Below are 22455 nucleotides of genomic sequence, written 5' to 3' on the forward strand. Positions count from 1 at the left end.
ATTCTCATCCCCTTTGTTCTAATAAATCATTTACCATCTTTCGAAACTCATTATTAAAATCATCATCCATACTATTTTTCACATTTGAAAATAAAATAACAAAAGTCCCTTTTTCTTTATTAAAATTATTGAAAGTGTTCCAACCAGATAGTACACCATGATTATGAAAATAATCTGGGTATATATAAAAACTAAATGCATATTTCCGTTCTTCTGAAGGTGAAAACATCGCTTGCATACTTTGTTCAGAAAGAAGTTTCCCATTTATAATTGCTTCGTCTAATTTCTTCATATCTCCAACTGTCGTATACATCTCACCGCAACCGTATAACCAATCCATTGACAATTTTTGTGCAGGTTCAAGTACATTATCTTTCTTAACGTACCCTTTAGTAAAATGCTGATCTCCCGGAGCCATATTTCCCATACCAGATTCGTGCATTTCTGCTTTAATAAATATATTTTCTTTTATGTAATCTCCTAACGTTTTTTTTGATATGCTTTCTATAATATAAGCAAGCACCATATAATTATAATCTGTATATCTCCAACCTGCTCCTGGTGGAAACTCTAATTTTTGACTTCCAATCCAATTTACTAAGTTTATACGAGAAGCCGCATTCACTTTTCCTTTGCCGCTTTCCGGTAAACCCGATGTATGCGTTAATAAATGATATAAAGTGATATTTTTATCTGCTGGAAATGAAGGAATATATGTATTTACATTTTCCTGAATGTTTAATTTCCCTTGTTCTTGTAGCTGTAAAATAGATGTAGCAACTACTGTTTTCGTAATAGAACCGATACGATATTTTGTTTGAGGTGTATTTTCTATTTTATTTTGAACATCAGCATATCCATATCCTTTATTCAATATAACACGCTCTTTATCAGTCACCAAAACTGTCCCATTAAATTGCTTTCCTACTAAATATTGATCTAATTTTTGAGATATACTAGCATAATCAATTTGTCTCTCTTCTTTTTCTTCTATATTATCTTGCACTTCTGACCCAATAGCCGGGGCCACATTAGTAGTTAACACTGTTTGTTCCATTACACTGGGAGCATAGAAAACATAGTATACTCCGCCGCAAACGACAGTACATAGTGAAGCAACTACTATTATTTTTTTTATCATATTGTTCCTCCATAATTACTTCATTACATATGGTCTCCCTACTACTATTATCAGGCAATAAAAAAAAATCGCAACAATTAGTTGCGAAAAATCACATTTTTTCTTTTCTATATATACATACCTGATTTTTCCCATTTTTTTTCGCTTCATATAATGCAATGTCCGCTCGCTGCATTAATTCTTCTCTTGTAATTCCTTTCTCATATAACGCTACTCCAAAACTCGCTGTTAATTTCGAAATTCCAGAGAATTGTTTTGTTTCAATAAAAAAGCGCAATGATTCTGCAACTTGAAATGCTTCTTTTTCTACTGTATTTGTCACTAATATAATAAATTCTTCTCCTCCCCATCTTGCAAATACATGTTGTTGCTCTACTTTAGACTTCATAAGTTCTGCAAGCTGTATTAATGCTAAGTCTCCAAAATCATGACCATATGTGTCATTTACTGTTTTAAAATTATCTATATCAAATAATATAATTGCCATTTTTTCATCTTTACGTATTACATTATCCCACTCTACCTCTAATATTTGTTGGAACTTCAAACGATTATAAATCTCTGTCAATGAATCTATCATGGCAAGTCTTTCTTGTTCTTGATAGATTTCATCTAATTCTGTAATCTCTGTACACTTTACAATAAATCTCGATAAATCTTCTGGTAACGGCGTCGCACGTAATAAAAAAGTTGATACAATTCCTTCATAATTAGACATCTTAATTCTTCTATCATATGATAATGTATCATCTAACCATGTTATATCATGAGTCGTCGAATAATATCCATTTTCTCTAATAAAATGTTCGGCAAACACTAAATGTTGCTCACGATAATCAAACAAATTTTCATATCCAAAAAACTCTAAAAAATTCGTATTACAATCAACAATCTCATCATCTTCTACTATAAATAATAGATCATTGTGAAAATCAAACATCATCTGCAGTAGTTCTTGTTGCAAACTTACTTGCCGCACTAAAGAAAGTTGATACAAACTTTTATTTACTTCCTCTAACACTACTTGTGGAGTTACTGGGGCTATTACAATATTACGTATTCCTAACGTAAGCACCTCTGTAAACTCATTTGTTATTTGTTGATCCCAAATGACAATGAATGTACTATGTGGATTATACATATTCTTTATATATTTTATTTGAGAAAAATCTGTTACATACATAATTACAATATGCGGTTTAGTCTTATGAAACAATAGTTCTCCTTCTTCAAAACTATTTGCTATAAACATGCATTTGGGATGAATATTTTCAATCGTTTGTTGATGTGTGCATCCATTTTCTATATAAAGGACATTTAACTTAAGATCTTGTAATACATTTTGGAAAACCGTATTCTCTAATAAAAAATGTAGTATGTTCATCACTAGTCTTCACTCACTTCATATATCTTGTTCTACAGAATTCCTCACAAACGTTTTATAAATAGCTATTCCCAAAAACTTTAATGCGTGAGGAATACATAGTAACAAGCTAATTGAGAATGTAATCTTCGCTTTTTCACTCTATAAATTCCTTTTTTAGTGTATGATTATAGGAATTGTATCGTTTGTATGAATGCCCTAGCTTACTCTTTAAAACTTGACAATTAAAATAAAGATATTATATTCTTAAACTCGACAACTTACAAAATGTAAGTAGAAGATATTACATTTATTTTTAAATAATTTGATATGTAATTTGGAGGATATATAATGACAAACGATAATTTTTTTAACGTTCTATATGAACGCACGTCTACACGTGCATTCAACCCAGACAAAGAAATTTCATCGACAGAATTACATGAAATTTTAAAAGCAGCTGCCCAAGCACCTTCTGCTTGGAACCTGCAACACTGGAAATTCCTTGTTTTCCAAGGAGAAGATGTACAAAAACGATTACATCCAATTGCTTATAACCAACAACAAATTCTCGATGCTTCTGCAGTAGTCGCTGTTTTAGGTGATTTAGAAGCTTATAAAAATGTTGAACCCGTTTATGGTCCAATTGTTGAACAAGGCTTTATGAAAGAAGAAGCAAAAGAGCGTTTAGCTAAAAACATTGAATCTGCATATACTCGTGAACAATTCCCAAGAGATGCTGCTTTTTCAAATGCATCTTTAGCAGCAATGCAACTTATGCTTGCAGCTAAAGCAACTGGCTGGGACACTTGCGCTATCGGTGGTTTCAATCCACAAGCACTTACAGAAGAATTCAATGTTTCATCTCGATACGTACCAATTATGCTTATTACAATTGGTGAATCAACTTTAAAAGGCCACCCTGCACCACGAATGAGCGTAGAGCAAGTGAGTGAATGGGCAAAATAATAAAAACGAAGGTAATTTCATTACCTTCGTTTTTTTATACTCTGTCACACATCCGTAATATTACAATGTGTTATTCGACATCTACAGATAGATAAACAGTACAATTTAAGTTAATTCCATAAACGAATATGACGTTTTGTGTCGAAATTTGTTAAAGTATCGAAATATAACCGTGTGTTTTTGTTACAATTATGATACAATGATAACAAATAGATAACAAGAGAGGGATTTTCATTGAGTTCATACGGAAGCTTTATCGCACTTTTAAGTTACATAGTAACTGTACTACTTCTATATTTTATTGGCGATGCTGCAAACATATCAGTGTTACAATTCCCAAAAGAAGAAGCGTTCCAATTAGACGCAGAAAAACATACTGCACGATCCATTGCACCATTACTCTTAGCTCTCCCAGTATATATCATTGTTTTATATAAAAGTAAAAAAGTGTAAAGCCTACCTATTTCATTCATTTTGGTGGTCTTTACACTTTTTTGTGATATTTCCCCTATTTTAAACATCATTCCGTACTAAACACCCAGCTAGTCTTTTAAAATGAGAAAATACCCTAGAAAAAATTCCACGCTCTGTCCAGTCACTAACTACCGAACTTACATAGATTATAAGTGTGAAGGGGGTGATGAGGATTATGTTTGGATCATTTGGATGCTGTGATAACTTTAGAGACTGTCATCATCATGAAAGAGAGTGCAGACATCATGAGAAAGAGAAAGAAGTAGTTAAGCCACAACAACCAGCTGTATGTAACGTACTTGCTAGCATTTCAGTTGGAACAGAGCTTTCTCTTTTAAGCATTAAAGGTATTGGATCTTTCAACAATGTAATTTTTGAAGGTTTCGCTAACGGTGTTGCTCTTTTCTCTGCTTTAGCTCGTAATAATAATGACAAAGATGATAAAGATAACGACAAAGATGATAAGAACCGTCAACGTAATACTTTTAATGGCATTTTACGTGTATGCCCAACTGATATCGTTGCAATCGCTATCTAATTCTGTTCCTTATCCTCTATAGTAAGAAAATAAGATTTACTTTTCTCATAGAAAAAACCTGAGACCGATTTCAAATCGACTCAGGTTTTTTTATGATTATATGCTTTTAACTAATTCAACAACTTCTTCAGCAGTTGACATCATTAATGCTTTTTCCGCTAATGTTTCCATTTCTGCTTTTGACAACTTGCTTAGTTGTGTTCTTGCAGGAAGGATAGATGTTGCACTCATACTGAACTCATCTAAGCCTAATCCTAATAATAATGGGATAGCAAGTGAATCTCCCGCCATCTCACCACACATACCAGCCCATTTGCCCTCTTTATGAGCAGCATCGATAACCATTTTTACAAGACGTAAAATAGATGGGTTGTATGGTTGGTATAAGTAAGCTACACGTTCGTTCATACGGTCTGCAGCCATTGTGTATTGGATTAAGTCGTTTGTTCCGATAGAGAAGAAATCAACTTGTTTTGCGAATTGATCTGCTAATACTGCTGAAGCTGGAATTTCAACCATCATACCCACTTCAATAGAATCAGAAACAGTTGTACCCGCTTCTACAAGCTTTGCTTTCTCTTCTAATAAAATCGCTTTCGCTTGACGGAACTCATCAAGAGTTGCAATCATTGGGAACATAATTTTTAAGTTACCGTATACGCTAGCACGAAGTAATGCACGAAGTTGTGTACGGAACACATCTTGTTCATCAAGACATAAGCGAATTGCACGGTATCCTAAGAATGGGTTCATTTCTTTTGGTAAATGTAAGTATGGAAGCTCTTTATCTCCACCGATGTCAAGTGTACGAACAACGACAGGTTGACCTTCTTTTACACCTTCAAGAACTGCTTTATACGCCTCGAACTGCTCTTCTTCTGTTGGAAGATTGTCACGGCCCATGTATAAGAATTCTGTACGGTATAAACCAACGCCTTCTCCGCCATTATCGATAATACCTTGTACATCATTTGGTGTTCCGATATTAGCAACAAGCTCAACGTGATGTCCATCGCTTGTTACAGTAGCTTGGTCTTTTAATTTTGCCCATATTGCTTTTTGCTCTTCAAATTTCGCTTTCTTTTCTTCAAAAGAACGAAGAGTTTCTTCCGATGGGTTTACAATTACTTCTCCATCTAAACCATCGATGATTACGATATCGCCGTTTTGGATTTTCTCCATAACAACTTTCGTACCAACAACTGCAGGAATTTCCATAGAACGAGCCATAATTGCAGAGTGAGATGTACGTCCACCGATATCAGTCGTGAAACCTTTTGCATACTTACGGTTTAACTGAGCTGTATCAGATGGTGTTAAATCTTCAGCAATAATGATTACTTCTTCAGAAATTGTACCAGGGTTTGAGAAGTTAATTCCTAGTAAATGTGCAAGAACGCGTTTTGTTACGTCACGAATGTCCGCAGCACGTTCTTTCATATATTCGTTATCCATGTTTTCAAACATAGAAATAAACATTGATGCAACTTCATCCATTGCAAATTCAGCATTTACTTTTTCGCTATTTACTTTATCTTTTACCGGGTTTACTAGTTCTGGATCATTTAATACTAATAAATGTGCTTCAAAGATCGCAGCTTTATCAGCACCCAGCTCAGCAAAAGCGTGGTCCTTAATTGCTTCTAATTCAGTTTTGGCTTTCTCAAGCGCAGCGTCTAAGCGTGCAATTTCAGCAGCTTCGTTTGTAATTGATTTCTTTTCAATGTTAAATTCAGGATTCTCAAGTCTGAAAGCCTTTGCAATAGCAATCCCACTTGATGCAGCGATCCCTTGAATATTAAGAGTCATTATTCTCCTAATCCTTCGTTTTTCATAGTTTCTTCGATAGCTGCTAGTGCTTGAGCTGCATCATCACCATTTGCAGTGATTTTAATTTCTGCGTTTTGTTGAATGCCTAAAGACATAACGCCCATGATTGATTTTAAGTTAACGTTTTTTCCGTTATACTCTAAGTTAATGTCAGAACCAAATTTGCTTGCAGTGTTTACAAGTAGAGTTGCTGGACGTGCATGAATTCCTGAGTCGCTAGTTACTTTAAAGATTTTTTCCATGATAATTTATCTCCTTTAAATTACAGTTTTTTTTAGTTGTATAGACGTGAGTACTACATCATCTATTGTATATAATAGGCGATGTTCGGTCAACCACATCGCCTATTATAATTATAAACATTTTGCGTCAAATTCCTACTGAATGTCAATAATAGCGTTTTCGCCCTTCTTAACATTTCCATCTTTTTTCAATTCGACTTGTTGCCCTTGTTGTAAATTTGTAAATACAATTGGCGTAATAATAGATGGTGCATTTTCTTTTACGAATGCAAGATTTACTTTTAATAATGGTTGTCCTTGTTTCACTTTGTCGCCTTGCGCTACAAGTGCCTCAAATCCTTCACCATTTAATTTTACAGTATCAATACCAAAGTGAATTAATATCTCTTTTCCACCCTCAGATTGAATACCAATCGCATGCTTTGTAGGGAATACATTGACGATCTCACCATTAACTGGAGAAACTACTGTTCCTTCTGTTGGCTCGATTGCAAATCCGTCTCCCATCATTTTTCCTGAGAATACTTGATCAGGTACTTCTGTAATCGGTAAGATTTTCCCTTCAATTGGTGATACGATTGTTTCATTTTCATCAACTTTTTGAGGAGTTTCTTCTACCTTTACAGGCTCTTCTTTTTCAACATGAGGTGTACGACCTGACATAATATCATGAATTTGTGATTTTAATGTGTCAGATTTTGGTCCGAAAATAGCTTGAATGTTATTTCCAACTTCAAGTACACCAGCCGCTCCAAGTTCTTTTAAGCGGTCTTTGTTTACATTCTTTTGTTCGTTAACTTGAACACGTAAACGAGTAATACAAGCATCTAAAGAAGCAATGTTTTCTTTACCACCAAGTGCAACTAATACTTCTCGAGGAAGTTCACCTGCTTCTGTTTTTCCTGCGCCGTCATTCGCATTTGCTACTTCACGACCAGGTGTTTTTAAATTCCATTTACGGATTGCAAAGCGGAATCCGAAGTAGTAAATAACTGCTAGTACAAGACCAACAATAATTACCCACCACCATGCTGTACGGCCTGGTAATACACCGAATAACATAAAGTCGATTAAACCACCAGAGAATGTCATACCAATTTTAACACCTAAAATTTGCATTGTCATAAATGATAGACCAGCAAATACAGCGTGAATTCCGAATAATACTGGTGCTACGAATAAGAATGAAAATTCAAGTGGTTCTGTAATACCTGTTAAGAAAGATGTTAATGCAGCAGAACCTAAAATACCAGCTGCTAATTTTTTATTTTCTGGACGTGCTTCATGGTACATTGCTAAAGCTGCTGCTGGAAGACCGAACATCATGAACGGATACTTACCAGTTGTAAATGTACCTGCTGTTAATTCTACACCATCTTTTAACTGTGCCATAAAGATTTTTTGGTCACCGCGGATTAATTCGCCAGCCGCATTTGTATACTGACCAAATTCGAACCAGAACGGTGAATAGAAAATGTGATGTAATCCAAATGGAATTAATGAACGTTCAATTAAACCAAAAATAAATGCTGCTAACGTTCTATTCGCATCAATCATTTGATGTGAGAACGTATTTAAGCCACCTTGAATGTATGGCCAAATGAAGCACATGATAATACCTACTACTAAAGAGAATGTTGCAGTTGCGATCGGTACGAAGCGCTTACCTGCAAAGAAACCTAAGTATGAAGGTAATTCAATATTGAAGTATTTATTATAGCAATATGCCGCTACTATACCGACGATAATACCACCAAATACTCCTGTTTGTAACGTTGGAATTCCTAATACATTCGCATATGCTGGATCTGCAAATCCAATTTTCACTGGGTCTGCTCCAGAACTTGTTACTTTTACTAACTTATCTACTTCTAAGAACACACTCATCGTTTTGTTCATAATTAGGTAGCCAACGAATGCTGCTAAACCAGCTACTCCGTCTCCACCCGCTAAACCAATTGCTACCCCAACTGCGAATAATAATGCAAGGTTAGCGAAAATAATATCACCAGATTGTTCCATAATTTTTGCAACCATTACGAACCAATCTGCTTTTAAAGCAGGAATAACATTTGTTAACTGTGGATTTTGAAATGCATTACCAAATCCAAGTAAAATACCTGCTGCCGGTAAAATCGCTACTGGAAGCATTAACGCTTTCCCGACTTTTTGAAGAACACCAAAGATCTTCTTAAACATGGAAACCCTTCCTCTCTTATCTATATTGATACCTTCCGACAAACGCCAAAAAGGCATGAGGAAAAAAAGATAGAACGATAGCTATACAAAGGGTAGTATATCCCTTTCTCTAGCTTACATTCCTGACTTTTCTCCACTCATGCCTGATCGAATCAGTAACACGTGTCAAAAATAGGTTTACGTATAAGTTCACTATAATTAAGGCAAACGTTTTCGTTACTCACCTTAATGTGTTTGTCGAAATTTGTATAACTTTGCAATAGTTATTATACATAACTATTGTAAGCGATTCAATGATTTTTTTTAACGTTTTCATTTTAGACAAAAATATATGTCTTTTTACACACGCTCCGCTTTCACTAATCGTTGCAAGTGCATTGTTAAATAAATACTTTCAGCTTCATATACAGGCAATTGCAATTCTTTTTGCATGACCTTAACTAGCTTCCAGGCTAAATTATAACAGACGGGATATTCTGCCTTTAATAAATCAGCAAAGCTTTGTGATTCCTCAACTTTTTCTCCCTTTTTCACCCGTTCAATAGCATATTGCAAATGACGAATAAGGCGCAAATAGTGAATACTTTCTTGGTCTAATGTAATTTGTAAGCTTGTTTCAATTAAAGATACAAGTTGTGCAATGAGACGGGAGTTTTGATTAACTGAAGATAAATCTGAATTTGTAAGTGAACTGTAAATATGGAGTGCAATAAAACCAATTTCTCCTTCTGGCAATGTAATTTGCAAACGAGAATTTAAAAGGTCTACAACACCTTCAGCAATTTCATATTCTTCTGGATACAGCATTTTCGTTTCAACCAGAAAAGGATTATCTATTGTAAGTCCTTGTTTTAACCGCTTAACTGCAAAAGAAATATGATCTGTTAAAGCGATGTGAATATGTTCATTTAATGGCGATTTTGCCTTTTCTTGAATGTAGAACATAATGTCATTCATTAATTCAATTAATTTTTCACTCACATGCGGCACTAACAGTTTGTATTGTTCTCGATCACGTTCATTTTTTAAAACAAACATTTTTTCAATTTGTTCTTGCTCCAATACATCTTTCGCTTTTTTTCCAAATCCAATTCCTTTACCAATCACTACTACTTCCTCGTGTTCAGGATGGCTAGCAATGATGACATTATTATTTAAAACTTTTTTAATTTCTAGATAATTACTCATATAACACCACCCTCGTACTTAAATAGCCTGCTTTTATGTTACAGAATATTCTTCTTTGTCGTCAATGTAAAACATCTACCATTTAATAAAAATTCATTTTTTAGACATGTTTGTATATGATGCGTATAATGTAAGGGCAACTGTACATAGAAAGGAGATTGCAACATGATTAAGATGTTTGTAAGTGATATTGATGGAACAATGATGCAACACGGAGGTTTTATCGACGAACAAGATGTTATCGCTTTGCGCAGCTTAGCTGAACAAAATGTAATTCTTTGTTTCGCTTCTGGAAGACTTGATAATGAAATTGCAGACTTAATGAGAGCGGTTAATACAAATTTCCATCGCATTAGTGTAAATGGTGTTTTTGTATATACACATGAAAATAAGCAGCTATTATCTGCAACTTTCGATTCCAGCATTCTTCCAGATTTGTTAGCTATGACAAATGAAGACCCTTATTTCCGTTATGTAAGTGATGAACATAACTACTACATTGAAGAAAAAACACCGTTTATTCATGAACTTGAACAACAAGTAACGATGACTTCTGTTGAAGAACCTAATCTATTACAGAAAATTGATGATACAATTTTTCCAAATAAAATTTCTGTCGGTGGAACGAAGGAAAACTTACAACTCCTTCAGAAAAAAATTGATGAAAAATTTCATGGGAAAGTTAGCACCTTCATTTCAGCAGAACAATGTTTAGATGTAATGCCACCTAATATTAGTAAAGGTTCTGCTATTTCTATTTTATTAAAAGAATTTCAAATACAACCAGAGGAAATTGCTTGCATAGGGGATTCTTATAATGATATTCCAATGTTCTCTTTAACTCCTCACAGTTTTGCTATGTCTCAAGCAGATGACGCAGTAAAAGAGCACGCTCACTATGTAGTAAATACGGTTAAAGATGCTGTTAACCACGTAATTACTCATAATAAAAATACGACTCACTCCTTATAAGGATGAGTCGTATTTTTATTTCTTTACATGTTAAACACTTTAAAATTTACTGTACTTTACAAACTGAAATATATTATTTGTTACGTGCGATGTTTGTAATAAATTTATAACGATCCCCACGATAAATACATTTCACATACTCTAACGGTATCTCACCTTCTGAATATGACCATTGGCGCATTACAAGCACAGGCGCCTTTTTAGGAATATGCAGATGTTCAGCTTCATTATCCGTTGCAATGGAAGCTTCAATTGATTGAGTAGCGCTAACAAGCTTAAAGCCCAGTTTTTTCTCTAAATGTTCATATAAAGATTGTTGCAATATTTCTTCGTTAATATCTTTTACAAGAGCTGGCGACAAATATGTCGTCTCAAAAGCAATCGGTTCATCATCAGCTAAGCGAATACGCCTCACTTCATAAACCGACTCCCCCTCCTGTATTCTCAACCGGTCTGCTATTTTCGCAGTAGCTGGAACTAGGCGGAAACTAAGTAATTGACTACTTGGGTTCATCCCGCGAGAAATCATATCTTCTGTGAATCCCGTCATTCCTTGCAATTTTTGTTCCACTTTCGGAAGTTGGACAAACGTTCCAATTCCACGTTTCCGATATAAATAGCCTTGTTCCACTAAATTATTAATCGCCTGTCTGATTGTCATACGACTCACTTCGAACTTATCACAAAGTTCATTCTCAGATGGGATTTTGTCTCCCGGCTTCCATTCGCCGTCCTCAATTAGCTGTTTCACCCACTCTTGAATCTGATAATAGATCGGAAATGGTGAATACTTGTCGATGTTCATCAGCAATCGCCTCACTGCATAAAGATAGAGCTTCTTGATCAGCGATTACGGTTACATTCGGATGACGTTGTAAAACTGTAGCAGGACACGCTTCACTATATTCACCTTGCAATAACTCTTTAAGTGCTTCTGCCTTTTTAGGCCCCATAGCAACAAGTAGAATTTGTTTTGCTTTCATAATGCTTCCAATTCCCATTGTAATCGCATGAGTTGGCACATCTTCTTCTTTTTCGAAGAAACGAAGGTTTGCTTGGCGTGTAGATTCTGTTAATTCAACAATGTTAGTTGGAGAATTAAATGCTGTTCCTGGCTCGTTAAATCCGATGTGACCGTTTTCACCGATTCCAAGAATCTGTAGGTCAACTGGGTTAGCAGCTAGAATGCTCTCGTAACGTGTGCACTCTTCCTCTAAATCACTTGCCATCCCGTTTGGTACATAAGTTTGTTTAAATGGAAGATAATCAAACAACTGTTCTTGCATGAAATAGTGATAGCTGTTTTTATCTTCGTGTGGTAAATTTACGTACTCATCTAAGTTTACAGTGGTTGCATGACTTGTATCAAGTTTATTTTTTCGCATTTCTGCATAAATACCTAATGGAGAGCTTCCTGTAGCCATTCCTAATGTTGGATTTTCTTTTGATTTTACAACTTCTTCAATTAATTTATAACCCGCTTCTGCTAATTCTTCTGGAGTTTTTACAACAAGAATATTCATTTAATTACTTCCCTTCCTTCATATGAATTCCTAAACGAACGGTATCATATACATGTAAATTTTCAGTCATCACAACAAAGTCTGCATCTTTCCCTACCGCTAACGCACCTTTATTATTTAATCCAAACTCTTCTGCCTGGTTAACTGATGTCATACGTACTGCGTCTTCGATTGAACATCCTGTAAATTCAATTACATTTCGGAAAGCTTGATCCATTTTTAGAATACTACCAGCTAACGTTCCATCTTCTAATCGAGCACTACCATCTTTTACATGTACTGGCTGTCCGCCAAGTTCATATAATCCATCTTCAAGACCTTTTGCTCGCATTGCGTCAGTAATGACACTTACTTTTTTCGGTCCTTTTAATTTATATGCTAATTTCACCATATCAGGGTGAATATGAATGCCATCTGTAATTACTTCAACCATTACATCTGGATTTAATAACACATGACCAACAACTCCTGGTTCACGGTGATGTAATCCACGCATTTGATTGTACAAATGTGTTGCATGTGTAATGTTTCTATTTTTTAGTTGCGCATCAATTGCATCTGTATGCCCCATTGTGCCAACAACACCAGTTTCAGCAAGATACTGTTCAAACTCTAATGCTCCTTCTTCCTCTGGTGCATATGTTACTAACTTAATTAAATTACCGCTTGCTTCCTGCCATTGTTTAAACTGTTCAATATTCGCAGGAACGATATGTTCTAGTGGTTGTGCACCTGCACGTTTTTTTGAAACATACGGTCCTTCTAAATGAATATATTCGAAATGTGCTCCTTTTTCTTTCGCTTCCTTTGCAGCACTTAGTGCCGCTTCTATCGCTTCTGGAGCTTGTGTCATTGTTGTCGGGAAGTAAGTTGTAACCCCTTCTTTTAACATTTCTTTACCTAGAGTTACTAATCCATCGCTATTTGCATCCATCGCATCAATATCGTATCCACCATGAATATGAACATCAATCATACCTGGAATTACAATCTTCCCTGTAGCATCAATAACAGTTTCATCTTCTTGTGGTACATATTGAGCCATCAAACCAATTTCTTTAATTGTTTCTGCGTAACGAATAAATCCGTTTTCCACTACTTCTTGACCTGTGTAAATTTTGGCATTGATGACAATTTGCGTTTTCATTTTCATCGACCCTTTCCCATGAACTTTCCTACTTGTTCTTATTACCTTATTCGCCTAATTCCATCTTAATATACGCACGAGTAGTTGTCTATACATTCTAATGAAATTTCCATTTTGTTTAACGAAACATATATTATAATTACGTCTCTCGTAATTATAATATATGTTATTCATTTTTTCCAAAAAGGGACGGTCTCCATCTCTAATGTATGAATTACTTCAATAATGGCATGAATCCACTAGACCCTATCATAATATGTTCCCCATCTGTATTCACTTCTACAGTGCGTTTATTTGTTCCATATATCATTATACCGTGCCGTTTCAATCTCCTTACTACACTTTGGTGAGGATGGCCATACGGATTGCTACTCCCATACGAAAGAATAGCGAACTGTGGTTCTACTTTTTTTATAAACGTTTCACTTGTTGAAGTATATGAGCCATGATGCCCAACTTTTAATATATCTGCATGTACATCAAATTGCTTTAATATCTCATGTTCCGTCCGTACATCAGCATCGCCCATCAATAAAAAGTCAGCCTTTCCATATCGAACCTTTAAAACAATTGAGGATTCATTATTTTCATCTTTCGATTTCCCATTGTTTAATACCTGTATAGAAACATGTGGATCTAGCGGTATATATTGTCCTTCCTTTACCGAAACAAAAGGTATTCCCCTTTTTTTAATATTATTTCGATACGTATGATATGTAAAAGAGCTATATGTTTTTCCACTATCTAGTATAAGTGAGACCGGCATTTGCTCTACAATCGGAATTAGTCCACCAATATGATCCATATCAGGATGCGTACTGACAATAACATCTAAATGGTTTATCCCTTTTTCGATTAGTTTTTGAATAATAACCTCTCCTGCTTCATAAGGTCCTCCATCAATTAACATTGTTTGTCCATTTGGCAATACAATAAGTGTTGCATCACCTTGTCCAACTTTTAAAAAGTTCACTTGCATTTTACTAAGATGTTGCCGCTGCATATGTAAAGGAGACGTAGCATGAATAGACATCATATATCTTTTAGCCGAGGTACTATTTAAAGAAAAACATAATAAAACAGAAATTAACAACAAAATACTTCGTATACCCTTCATAACTCGTCTCCTTTTTTTCACTTAGTATGGCACGGGATATAATTGATATACAAAAAAAGCTTAGCAAAATGCTAAGCTTTTATTTTGATATTTCTTGTAAAGAACCGAAGAATAAATCTGCTTCATTCATTTGTTCACTCTCTTCAGAAAGTAGCGGTAAATCATCTAATGTTTTCAATCCAAATGTGTCCAAAAATTCTTTTGTCGTTCCATATAAAATAGGACGCCCTGGACCTTCTGCTCGGCCAGTTTCTTTTATAAGTAAGTGTGAAACTAACGTTTGTAGTGCCTTGTCCGTTTTTACCCCTCGAATCTCTTCCATTTCTGTCCTTGTAATCGGTTGACGATATGCAACGATCGCTAACGTTTCAAGAGCAGCTTGAGAGAGTGAGGCAGCTGTTGGCATATCTATTAATTTCTGATAGTACGAAGCATGTTCTTTCTTTGTAGCAAAGCGATATACTTTTGCATATTGTACAATTTGCAAACCGCGATGTGCACCTTCATATTCTTTTTGCATTTCTTCTAAAATATCTATTACTTCATTCACTTCAATTTCAAGAACTTTCGCTATTTGTTCTGGATAAATCCCTTCATCACCAGAAACAAACAAAAGCCCTTCAATGATTGATTTTTGTTCTTTTCTATCCATTGTCTGAGCTCCTTCCTCCTATTTTCTCATTAAAAATACACATCAAAAAACCGAATCACAATCAATGCGTTCGGTTCAATATTTCTTTTCTTGTTCCAAACGATTCATTAAAACGTAACATGAGATAAACTGTTTCTCTATCCCATTTCCCATACAAGCTCTATGCGGATTTATTAGAACTCGATACAAAAATTTCATCAAAATTATGTTCTTGTTCTATGCTAATTTGTTGTTTTTTCATAAGCTCAAGAACCGCTAAAAATGTTACAACCATTATTTCACGTTCTTCATCAGCAAACAAATCATAAAAACTTTGACGGCCACCTTTTATTTCTAACTGTTTTAGAATATCAGCCATTCGTTGTTCAATTGGTATTTCTTGACGAGTAACTCGTGCTGTTACAGGTTTCTTTGCTTTTTTACGGCGCATTAATTTTTGAAATGCCGCTAGCATATCATATAACGTAACATCAAGAGGTAAGCTTGTCTCCTCTTCTTGTTGCAACGATGCAAAATCAATTGGCGGACGTGTATATAGCTGTGCTCTTTCTTGTTCTCTTTCTTTTAACTCAGTAGCAACTTGCTTATATTTCTTATATTCAATTAACCTCTCCATCAATTCTTGACGAGGGTCATCAATAAAGTCATCACCATTATCAAGTACATCTTCTTCATGTTTCGGCAACAACATTTTACTTTTAATTTGCAATAACGTTGCAGCCATTACTAAATACTCACTTGCAACATCTAATTGTAGTTCTTTCATCGTATGGACATAAGACAAATATTGTTCTGTAATATCCGCTACAGGAATATTATATATATCAATTTCATAACGATGTATTAAATGTAACAATAGATCTAAAGGCCCTTCAAAAGCCTCTACTTTAAAATTATACTGCACAAAGCATCCCACCACATTTTTTCTATAACAACATAAGTATAGAGCATACTCATGTTCTATCCAACCTTTTTAAGAAATTTAATTAAAAATAGACCTATGCCTATGTCATCATGCCCACAGCTTCATATGATAACAGTGTAGTAAGAACAATGTAGGAGGTCAAAAAACTATGGGTCACGTTGATTGCGGTTTTAGCGGTGGGTTCGCATTACTTGTTGTACTGTTTATTTTACTAATTATTGTAGGGGCAGCTTGCTTCTGCTAACATGAACAATAAACGACTAGGGAAAATCCCCTAGTCGTTTATTGTTCATATTTCTATGATACACTTGTATTTATAACCGTTAGATAGGGGCGAAAAATATGTATCCTACCGAATACATACAATTTTTAATTCATTTTCACGGAGACTATGACTATTTTGAATGTCACGAAATATTGGAAGAGTATTGGAAAACCAAACCGAGAGGAAATCGTGATGATTACTTAGTCGGTCTCATTCAAGTGGCAGTTTCTTTATACCACCAAAGACGCACTAACTGGAATGGCGCCACAAAGATGATGAAAAGTGCAATCACAATTTTAGAAAAAAACAGTGCACTTTTACAACGTTTAGGAATCAATCAAGCGCAACTTCTACCCTTACTCACTGAAAGAGTGCAATCTATACAAAAAAAAGAAAGTTTTGTACCGTTATTTTTACCATTATCGGACACATCATTTGAAAAGAAATGTATGCAGTTATGTCAGAAACAAAACCTTCCGTGGAAAGATATGAACGCTACTCCTAGTGAATATATCCTACACAAGCACACATTACGTGATCGAACAGAAGTCATCACTGAACGCAAAGAACAATTACAAAAAAGAAAGCAGAGATAATAAACTACTTATCCCTGCTTTCATGAATGTATATTTTGTTCAAGCCCTTTACACTTTTCGCAAAAACTTGCTGTTTGCTCATTTCCGCAAATTGTAAACTCAAGAAATTTGCTCTTTAACTCTTGAACCATCATCGTCCCAATTCCCATATGACGATGAGACGGGTTCACACTCAAATGCTGAATTTCTAATACTTGATTCTCTTTTTTTACAATCCCCATTATTCCAACAAAATCTTCATTTTGCTTCCACAAATACAATTGCCAATCCTCTTTCGCTTCATACTCTTTCATTGTCAATTGTAATGTTTTCACATCTTTTTCAGTTGGCATAAACGAAAGAAGCCCCATTGCAATTTTTTCATAACTTTTTTTAAAACGAATTAACATAACCCTTATCCCTTCTTACAAAAGTTACAAACTATGAATCCCCTCAATCACTCTTTTCATATCACATTCATTTTACAATATTTTCAACAGAGTGAGAAGAGCCTAAAACAACTTGATAATCATACAAAGCGAAAAGAAGAAAGTCAAATATATGTTTCAGTACTATTTCTTTCTAAGTAGATTTTAAAAAAAGACAATGCTATATGATAGTTAAAAGTAACATCCGCTACTCATTACCGCTTCATTATTAGTCACCATAGAGCAACTTAATTCTAGCAAAATTAATATAATAAAAAATGTTTATTGAAACATATAATCTAGTGTATTCTATGTAATTTGTTAAAAGTTTGTTCTCATAAGTCATATATTTTAGCAACAATTACAGTACAGTTTGTATCATGTACTGTAAAGAAAATACTCATTCCTATTTAAAAAATAAAAAAGAGAGCAAAAGCTCCCTTTTTCCATAACTTACTCTTCCCAAACTTTAACTTCTTTCATTACATCGCCTTGACGCATGTTTAATACTGTTTCAATACCGCTTGTCGCTTTACCAAATACAGTATGTACGCCATCTAAATGCGGTTGTGGCTCATGAACAACAAAGAATTGGCTACCACCTGTGTTACGGCCAGCATGTGCCATAGAAAGTGATCCTACAAGGTGTCTATGAGGATTTCCATCAGTCTCACATGGGATAGAGTAACCTGGGCCACCTGCACCTGTTCCTGTTGGGTCTCCACCTTGGCTTACGAAGCCAGGAATAACGCGGTGGAATGTCACACCATCATAAAATCCTTGCTCTGCTAATTTTTTAAAGTTTTCTACTGTTTTCGGTGCTTCTTCTGGGAAAAATTCCAATTCGATTTTTTCACCATTTTCCATTAATATGTATCCTAAAGTTTTCATATGTATATGTCTCCTTTCAAGTATCTCAGCACTATATTACCACATTCATGACTAGAAACAAAAAAGAATCCGACAATCTACATACTTCTTTTTCGAAATGTGGACAAAGCTAGGTGACAAATAAGAAATATATACTATAATAACTGTGTTGCCCGAAAATTTTAGAAAGAGAAAGGGAGCGATTTTTCGTGAAAACGAAATTACTAGCTCTGCTATTAGCTGTAACGGTATTTATGATGCCAACAGCTTCATTTGCAGACATCATTGAGGGAGAATCAATTGTTACACTAGGAGAAAACTTATCTGAACAACAAAAACAAGATCTGTTAAAAGAAATGAAAGCACCGAAAGATGCTACAATTATTACTGTGTCTAATGCGGAAGAACATAAATTTCTAGAAGGAATTGTTCCAAAAGCACAAATTGGTACGCGAGCAATTTCCTCTTCTATGATTACATACACAAAGCCAGGATCTGGTCTCATTGTACGTTCAAAAAACATTAATTCAATAACAGATGCAATGTACACAAACGCACTTATTACAGCAGGTGTGAAAGATGCAGAGATTCAAATTACTGCACCATTTAAAGTTTCAGGAACTGCTGCTTTAACAGGTTTAATGAAGGCCTATGAAACAACATCGAACAAAGCAATTCCTGAGGAAGTAAAAAAAGTAGCCAATGAAGAAATGGTGCAAACGGCCCAGCTCGGTGATAAAATTGGTGAAGAAAAAGCAGTTCAACTTGTTGCAAAAATTAAAGAAGAGATTGCAAAAGAGCAGCCAAAAACAACGGAAGATTTACGTTCATTAATTAAAAAAATTGCTGATCAACTCGGCATTACATTAACGGATGAACAGTTGGATAACTTAGTAGCGTTATTTGATAAAATGAAAAATCTTAATATCGATTGGAATCAAGTTGGCAGTCAGTTAAATAAAGCAAAAGAACACGTTTCTGCCTTTTTAGGGTCTGAAGAAGGGCAAAGTTTCCTAGATAAAGTTAAAGATTTCTTCTCAAGCATCATTGATTTTGTTAAATCTTTATTCAAGTAAAAAGAAGCTCGTCAGTGACGAGCTTCTTTTTTATACAAGTAACGGTAATTTCATAACAGCTTCTTCAACCGAACGAACAACATGATTTGCTTTCTTCTTCACATATAGATGAGCATGATGAAGAGTAAATGAATGCGGGGTTACTTCAAACATTGAAATGTCATTAAAAGAATCTCCAATGCAGGCAACTTCATTTGCTTCAATTTTTAAATGTTCCATTAGTCGCCTTAAAGCACTCCCCTTACTTACACCCCTTGGCATAATATCAACATAACGTTTACCTGATATAAAAACTTCCGCTTCACTGTGAAACGTATTTCGTAACTCTTGATCTAATGCTACAATTTTCTCTTCTTCTCCAAATACAAATAATTTCGCTGGATGTACAGTCTTACCAAATTCTTCTTCTAACGCTTCTATTTCAGCAATATGTACCCCCATATACTCTTCAAAAGTATGATGATTTTTATTTTTTCTTTTTGTATATCGCTGCTCATTTGCACAAACAATATCTGCTAGTCCTTTGTTATGTATATATCGATATATTTCCTGGGCAACACTATCTTCAAAACTTGATTCATGAAATATTTTACCGTCCGGCAGTAACATTGTCGCCCCATTTAAACCTGTTGTGTAATACGGGAATGAAAACTTTTTTACGACTTCATCAATTCGGTGAGTAAAGCGGCCAGAGGCAAAACAAATATTTGTCCCTTTTTCAGCTAGCCAACAAAGTGCACGTTCATCTTCTTTTTGCATATCATTCACATTGTAAACGAGCGTGTCATCTAAATCACTTACAAATAATTTAATCATGTCCTCTTCCCCTTTCATACACAATATCTACTCTAAGTGTACACAAAAAATGTTTGGTTTTTGTTAAAAAAAAAATAAATTTTCAATAAAAAAATAAACGGGAGCATAATCCCGTTTATTTTTGTCTTCTTACATTTTGAGGTCGCACAATACTAGGACGCACTTTTAAACTAGACATAGTTGGTCGGAGTAAAATTTTCGTTAACGCGCCCCAATCAAATGGTAGAAACGGCCATAAATACGGTGTTTGTAAACTTTTTATAGACGTTAAAAATAAAATCAATATCGTCATTCCAATTACAAACCCTATCTCATGGAAGAGACCTGTTAAAATAATTACAAACAATTTCCCAACCTTATTTCCTAGTCCTAATTCATAGCTCGGTGTTGCATATGCCCCAATCATCGAAACAGCTACATATAAAATAACTTCTGGTACAAACAACCCTACATCAATGGCAATTTGACCAATTAATATAGCAGAAATTAACCCCGCCGCAGACGATAACGACGTCGGAGTGTGAATGGCAGCCATTCTTAAAAACTCAAGTCCGACCTCTGCCATTAACACTTGTAATAAAATTGGTAAATGCGTCATCTTAGTCGGTCCAATAAAAGCAAGATTCGGTGGCAAAAGAGTTGGATCAAATACAAATACTAACCAAAATGGTAATAAAAATAACGAGAAAATAACACCTAAAAAACGTACCCAACGTAAAAATGTACCTACAGCTGGATTTTGTCTAAATTCTTCTGCATGCTGTAAATGGTGGAAATATGTTGTTGGAGTGATCATAGCACTTGGTGATGTATCAACAAGTACTAACACATGTCCTTCTAACAAATGGTTCGCTGCTACATCTGGCCTTTCTGTGTAGCGAATAAGCGGGAATGGATTATAACCTTGTTTGACTACAAATTCTTCCACCGTTTTATCCGCCATCGTAATCCCATCTACTTCAATATTATTTAATTCTTGTTTTATAATCTTCACTAAATCTGGATTTGCAACATCTTGTACATATGTAATACAAATATCGGTTTGTGATCTATCCCCTACTCGAACCATTTCATTTCGAAGACGTGGGTCGCGGATCCTTCTACGGATTAACGCTGTATTTACAACAATATTTTCAACAAAACCATCCCTTGCACCACGTACTACCTTTTCTGTATCTGGTTCTGTCGGTGTCCGCCCCGGATAACTACGAACATCAATTGCAAAAGCTTCCGTTTCACCTTCCACAAATATAACAATAAGCCCTGATAATACTTGGAGCATTACTTCATCCATCGTTTTTACTTTACTTACTTGTTGATGAATTAAACGATTCTCTAAAAGCTTTACTGTATCTTCTTCTACATCCCTTATTTCATTTGTATCCACCGCTTCTTCTAAAATAGGGATAATATAATTCGTATCACAAAGTCCATTTACAAATAACACACCAATTTCTTTGTTTAAAATTTGAAATTTACGAATACCAACATCATATGTGACACCCAATCCAACAGTTTGCTTTAAGTAATTTTCATTATCACTTAAAAAAGACGAAATCGGGATATTCACTTTTTTAGGCTTCGTCATAAAACCCACTCCTTTCCAAAATTAATTGAATTGCTTTTCTAGTAATAGGTGATCCTCGCTCCCATTCATCATTTCCACACATCTTGCCAATATCACCGACCCCCACAATGACTGGAACATTCAAATCATCTAAACAATAAATCGTATCCCCACTAATCCTGCCAATTTCACCATCTGGAAGTCCAAATTTATCAACACCGTATTCTGTTAAATTCCCATTCCGATCTACGCTTACATCTACACGCGCCCATTCCCAATGATGTGTATTAGATGCTACCGCTAAAATACCAAGTACATCAATTTGTTTATGTGTGGCTACATATTTTAAAGCCTTTTCACCAGATCCTTCTCCAATAAATCCACTGTCATCAAACATGACAAATACAGGGTCATATGGCGTTTGCATAATAAGCTCAACAACTTTCTTCCCTGTCAATTTGGTTGGATTACTTTGCGATGCTGAAATACACCTGCCCCCAAATTCCTTTGTTAACAGCTCAATTGTCCGCTTTGCATATTCATCTCCATCTGTTACCAAAACAACCCTTCGTCTCATT

Annotated in this window: 24 protein-coding genes; 7 read left to right on the top strand and 17 right to left on the bottom strand. The window is 35.0% G+C overall.

Annotated elements, in window-relative coordinates:
• Positions 1-4: 4 nt before the first annotated feature.
• Both MHH42_RS20430 and MHH42_RS20435 read right to left on the bottom strand, forming a co-directional pair.
• Complete coding sequence (locus MHH42_RS20430; RefSeq protein WP_070173724.1) at positions 5-1141, bottom strand: serine hydrolase domain-containing protein; 1137 nt, start codon at positions 1139-1141, stop codon at positions 5-7.
• Positions 1142-1232: 91 nt separating this feature from the next.
• The gene (locus MHH42_RS20435) at positions 1233-2525 is read right to left on the bottom strand and encodes a GGDEF domain-containing protein (protein ID WP_070173742.1); all 1293 of its coding nucleotides are present in this window, start codon (positions 2523-2525) and stop codon (positions 1233-1235) included.
• 330 nt (positions 2526-2855) lie between these two features.
• Between MHH42_RS20435 and MHH42_RS20440 the strand changes: the two genes are divergently transcribed.
• From MHH42_RS20440 to MHH42_RS20450, 3 genes are all read left to right on the top strand, one after another.
• Complete coding sequence (locus MHH42_RS20440; RefSeq protein ID WP_000180374.1) at positions 2856-3473, top strand: nitroreductase family protein; 618 nt, start codon at positions 2856-2858, stop codon at positions 3471-3473.
• A 234-nt stretch (positions 3474-3707) separates the two neighbouring features.
• Entirely contained in the window at positions 3708-3926 is a 219-nt protein-coding gene (locus MHH42_RS20445; RefSeq protein ID WP_000100489.1) for a hypothetical protein, read from the top strand.
• Between the two features lie 196 nt (positions 3927-4122).
• Positions 4123-4485 (top strand): DUF3915 family protein, encoded by a 363-nt coding sequence (locus MHH42_RS20450; RefSeq protein WP_070173725.1) that lies wholly within the window; start codon positions 4123-4125, stop codon positions 4483-4485.
• 96 nt (positions 4486-4581) lie between these two features.
• Here the strand turns inward: MHH42_RS20450 and ptsP are convergent, their stop codons facing one another.
• The 4 genes from ptsP to glcT form a co-directional block, all read right to left on the bottom strand.
• Positions 4582-6294 (bottom strand): phosphoenolpyruvate--protein phosphotransferase, encoded by a 1713-nt coding sequence (ptsP, locus tag MHH42_RS20455; RefSeq protein WP_070173726.1) that lies wholly within the window; start codon positions 6292-6294, stop codon positions 4582-4584.
• Positions 6294-6557, bottom strand: coding sequence for a phosphocarrier protein HPr (gene ptsH, locus MHH42_RS20460; RefSeq protein WP_000411080.1), 264 nt, complete (start codon positions 6555-6557; stop codon positions 6294-6296). Before ptsH ends, ptsP begins: the two co-directional genes overlap by 1 nt.
• A gap of 135 nt (positions 6558-6692) precedes the next feature.
• Positions 6693-8756: a PTS glucose transporter subunit IIABC gene (gene ptsG / locus MHH42_RS20465; protein WP_070173727.1), complete on the bottom strand. Its 2064-nt coding sequence runs from the start codon at positions 8754-8756 to the stop codon at positions 6693-6695.
• A gap of 339 nt (positions 8757-9095) precedes the next feature.
• The gene (glcT, locus tag MHH42_RS20470; protein ID WP_070173728.1) at positions 9096-9944 is read right to left on the bottom strand and encodes a glucose PTS transporter transcription antiterminator GlcT; all 849 of its coding nucleotides are present in this window, start codon (positions 9942-9944) and stop codon (positions 9096-9098) included.
• Between the two features lie 165 nt (positions 9945-10109).
• On the opposite strand from glcT, the gene MHH42_RS20475 reads away from it, so the two are divergent.
• Positions 10110-10916, top strand: coding sequence for a Cof-type HAD-IIB family hydrolase (locus MHH42_RS20475; RefSeq protein WP_070173729.1), 807 nt, complete (start codon positions 10110-10112; stop codon positions 10914-10916).
• 73 nt (positions 10917-10989) lie between these two features.
• On the opposite strand, the gene phnF is transcribed toward MHH42_RS20475, so the two are convergent.
• The 6 genes from phnF to scpA form a co-directional block, all read right to left on the bottom strand.
• Positions 10990-11721: a phosphonate metabolism transcriptional regulator PhnF gene (phnF, locus tag MHH42_RS20480; RefSeq protein ID WP_073990542.1), complete on the bottom strand. Its 732-nt coding sequence runs from the start codon at positions 11719-11721 to the stop codon at positions 10990-10992.
• Complete coding sequence (nagB, locus tag MHH42_RS20485; RefSeq protein WP_001024199.1) at positions 11651-12439, bottom strand: glucosamine-6-phosphate deaminase; 789 nt, start codon at positions 12437-12439, stop codon at positions 11651-11653. The genes phnF and nagB overlap by 71 nt, the downstream gene beginning before the upstream one ends.
• 4 nt (positions 12440-12443) lie before the next feature.
• A complete protein-coding gene (gene nagA, locus MHH42_RS20490) occupies positions 12444-13586 on the bottom strand; it encodes an N-acetylglucosamine-6-phosphate deacetylase (protein WP_000856952.1) in 1143 nt (380 codons plus the stop codon).
• 214 nt (positions 13587-13800) lie between these two features.
• Complete coding sequence (locus tag MHH42_RS20495) at positions 13801-14703, bottom strand: ComEC/Rec2 family competence protein (protein WP_000676376.1); 903 nt, start codon at positions 14701-14703, stop codon at positions 13801-13803.
• A 79-nt stretch (positions 14704-14782) separates the two neighbouring features.
• Positions 14783-15355: a segregation/condensation protein ScpB gene (gene scpB, locus MHH42_RS20500; protein WP_016109055.1), complete on the bottom strand. Its 573-nt coding sequence runs from the start codon at positions 15353-15355 to the stop codon at positions 14783-14785.
• 160 nt (positions 15356-15515) lie between these two features.
• On the bottom strand, positions 15516-16259 hold the full coding sequence (scpA, locus tag MHH42_RS20505; protein WP_016109056.1) for a segregation/condensation protein A: 744 nt from the start codon (positions 16257-16259) through the stop codon (positions 15516-15518).
• 169 nt (positions 16260-16428) lie between these two features.
• Between scpA and MHH42_RS20510 the strand changes: the two genes are divergently transcribed.
• Together MHH42_RS20510 and MHH42_RS20515 are read left to right on the top strand one after the other, a co-directional pair.
• The gene (locus MHH42_RS20510) at positions 16429-16524 is read left to right on the top strand and encodes a YjcZ family sporulation protein (RefSeq protein ID WP_000510194.1); all 96 of its coding nucleotides are present in this window, start codon (positions 16429-16431) and stop codon (positions 16522-16524) included.
• Positions 16525-16622: 98 nt separating this feature from the next.
• Positions 16623-17141, top strand: a complete 519-nt coding sequence (locus MHH42_RS20515; RefSeq protein WP_340893990.1) for a DUF309 domain-containing protein — start codon at positions 16623-16625, stop codon at positions 17139-17141.
• A 20-nt stretch (positions 17142-17161) separates the two neighbouring features.
• Here the strand turns inward: MHH42_RS20515 and ribT are convergent, their stop codons facing one another.
• Positions 17162-17530: a GNAT family N-acetyltransferase RibT gene (gene ribT / locus MHH42_RS20520; RefSeq protein ID WP_000908405.1), complete on the bottom strand. Its 369-nt coding sequence runs from the start codon at positions 17528-17530 to the stop codon at positions 17162-17164.
• Between the two features lie 471 nt (positions 17531-18001).
• On the bottom strand, positions 18002-18439 hold the full coding sequence (locus tag MHH42_RS20525) for a peptidylprolyl isomerase (protein WP_000853789.1): 438 nt from the start codon (positions 18437-18439) through the stop codon (positions 18002-18004).
• A 188-nt stretch (positions 18440-18627) separates the two neighbouring features.
• Here MHH42_RS20525 and MHH42_RS20530 point away from each other — a divergent pair, with 188 nt between their 5' ends.
• The gene (locus tag MHH42_RS20530; RefSeq protein WP_000850510.1) at positions 18628-19494 is read left to right on the top strand and encodes a DUF1002 domain-containing protein; all 867 of its coding nucleotides are present in this window, start codon (positions 18628-18630) and stop codon (positions 19492-19494) included.
• A 30-nt stretch (positions 19495-19524) separates the two neighbouring features.
• Here MHH42_RS20530 and MHH42_RS20535 read toward each other — a convergent pair whose 3' ends face one another.
• From MHH42_RS20535 to MHH42_RS20545, 3 genes are all read right to left on the bottom strand, one after another.
• Entirely contained in the window at positions 19525-20328 is an 804-nt protein-coding gene (locus MHH42_RS20535; protein WP_016109058.1) for a Cof-type HAD-IIB family hydrolase, read from the bottom strand.
• Positions 20329-20425: 97 nt separating this feature from the next.
• The gene (gene spoVAF / locus MHH42_RS20540; RefSeq protein ID WP_000165603.1) at positions 20426-21898 is read right to left on the bottom strand and encodes a spore germination protein SpoVAF; all 1473 of its coding nucleotides are present in this window, start codon (positions 21896-21898) and stop codon (positions 20426-20428) included.
• The gene (locus tag MHH42_RS20545; RefSeq protein ID WP_001254416.1) at positions 21885-22454 is read right to left on the bottom strand and encodes a stage V sporulation protein AE; all 570 of its coding nucleotides are present in this window, start codon (positions 22452-22454) and stop codon (positions 21885-21887) included. Before MHH42_RS20545 ends, spoVAF begins: the two co-directional genes overlap by 14 nt.
• Position 22455 lies beyond the last annotated feature (1 nt).

Origin of the sequence: Bacillus sp. FSL L8-0099, assembly GCF_038006385.1 — a bacterium.
GTDB lineage: Bacteria > Bacillota > Bacilli > Bacillales > Bacillaceae_G > Bacillus_A > Bacillus_A toyonensis.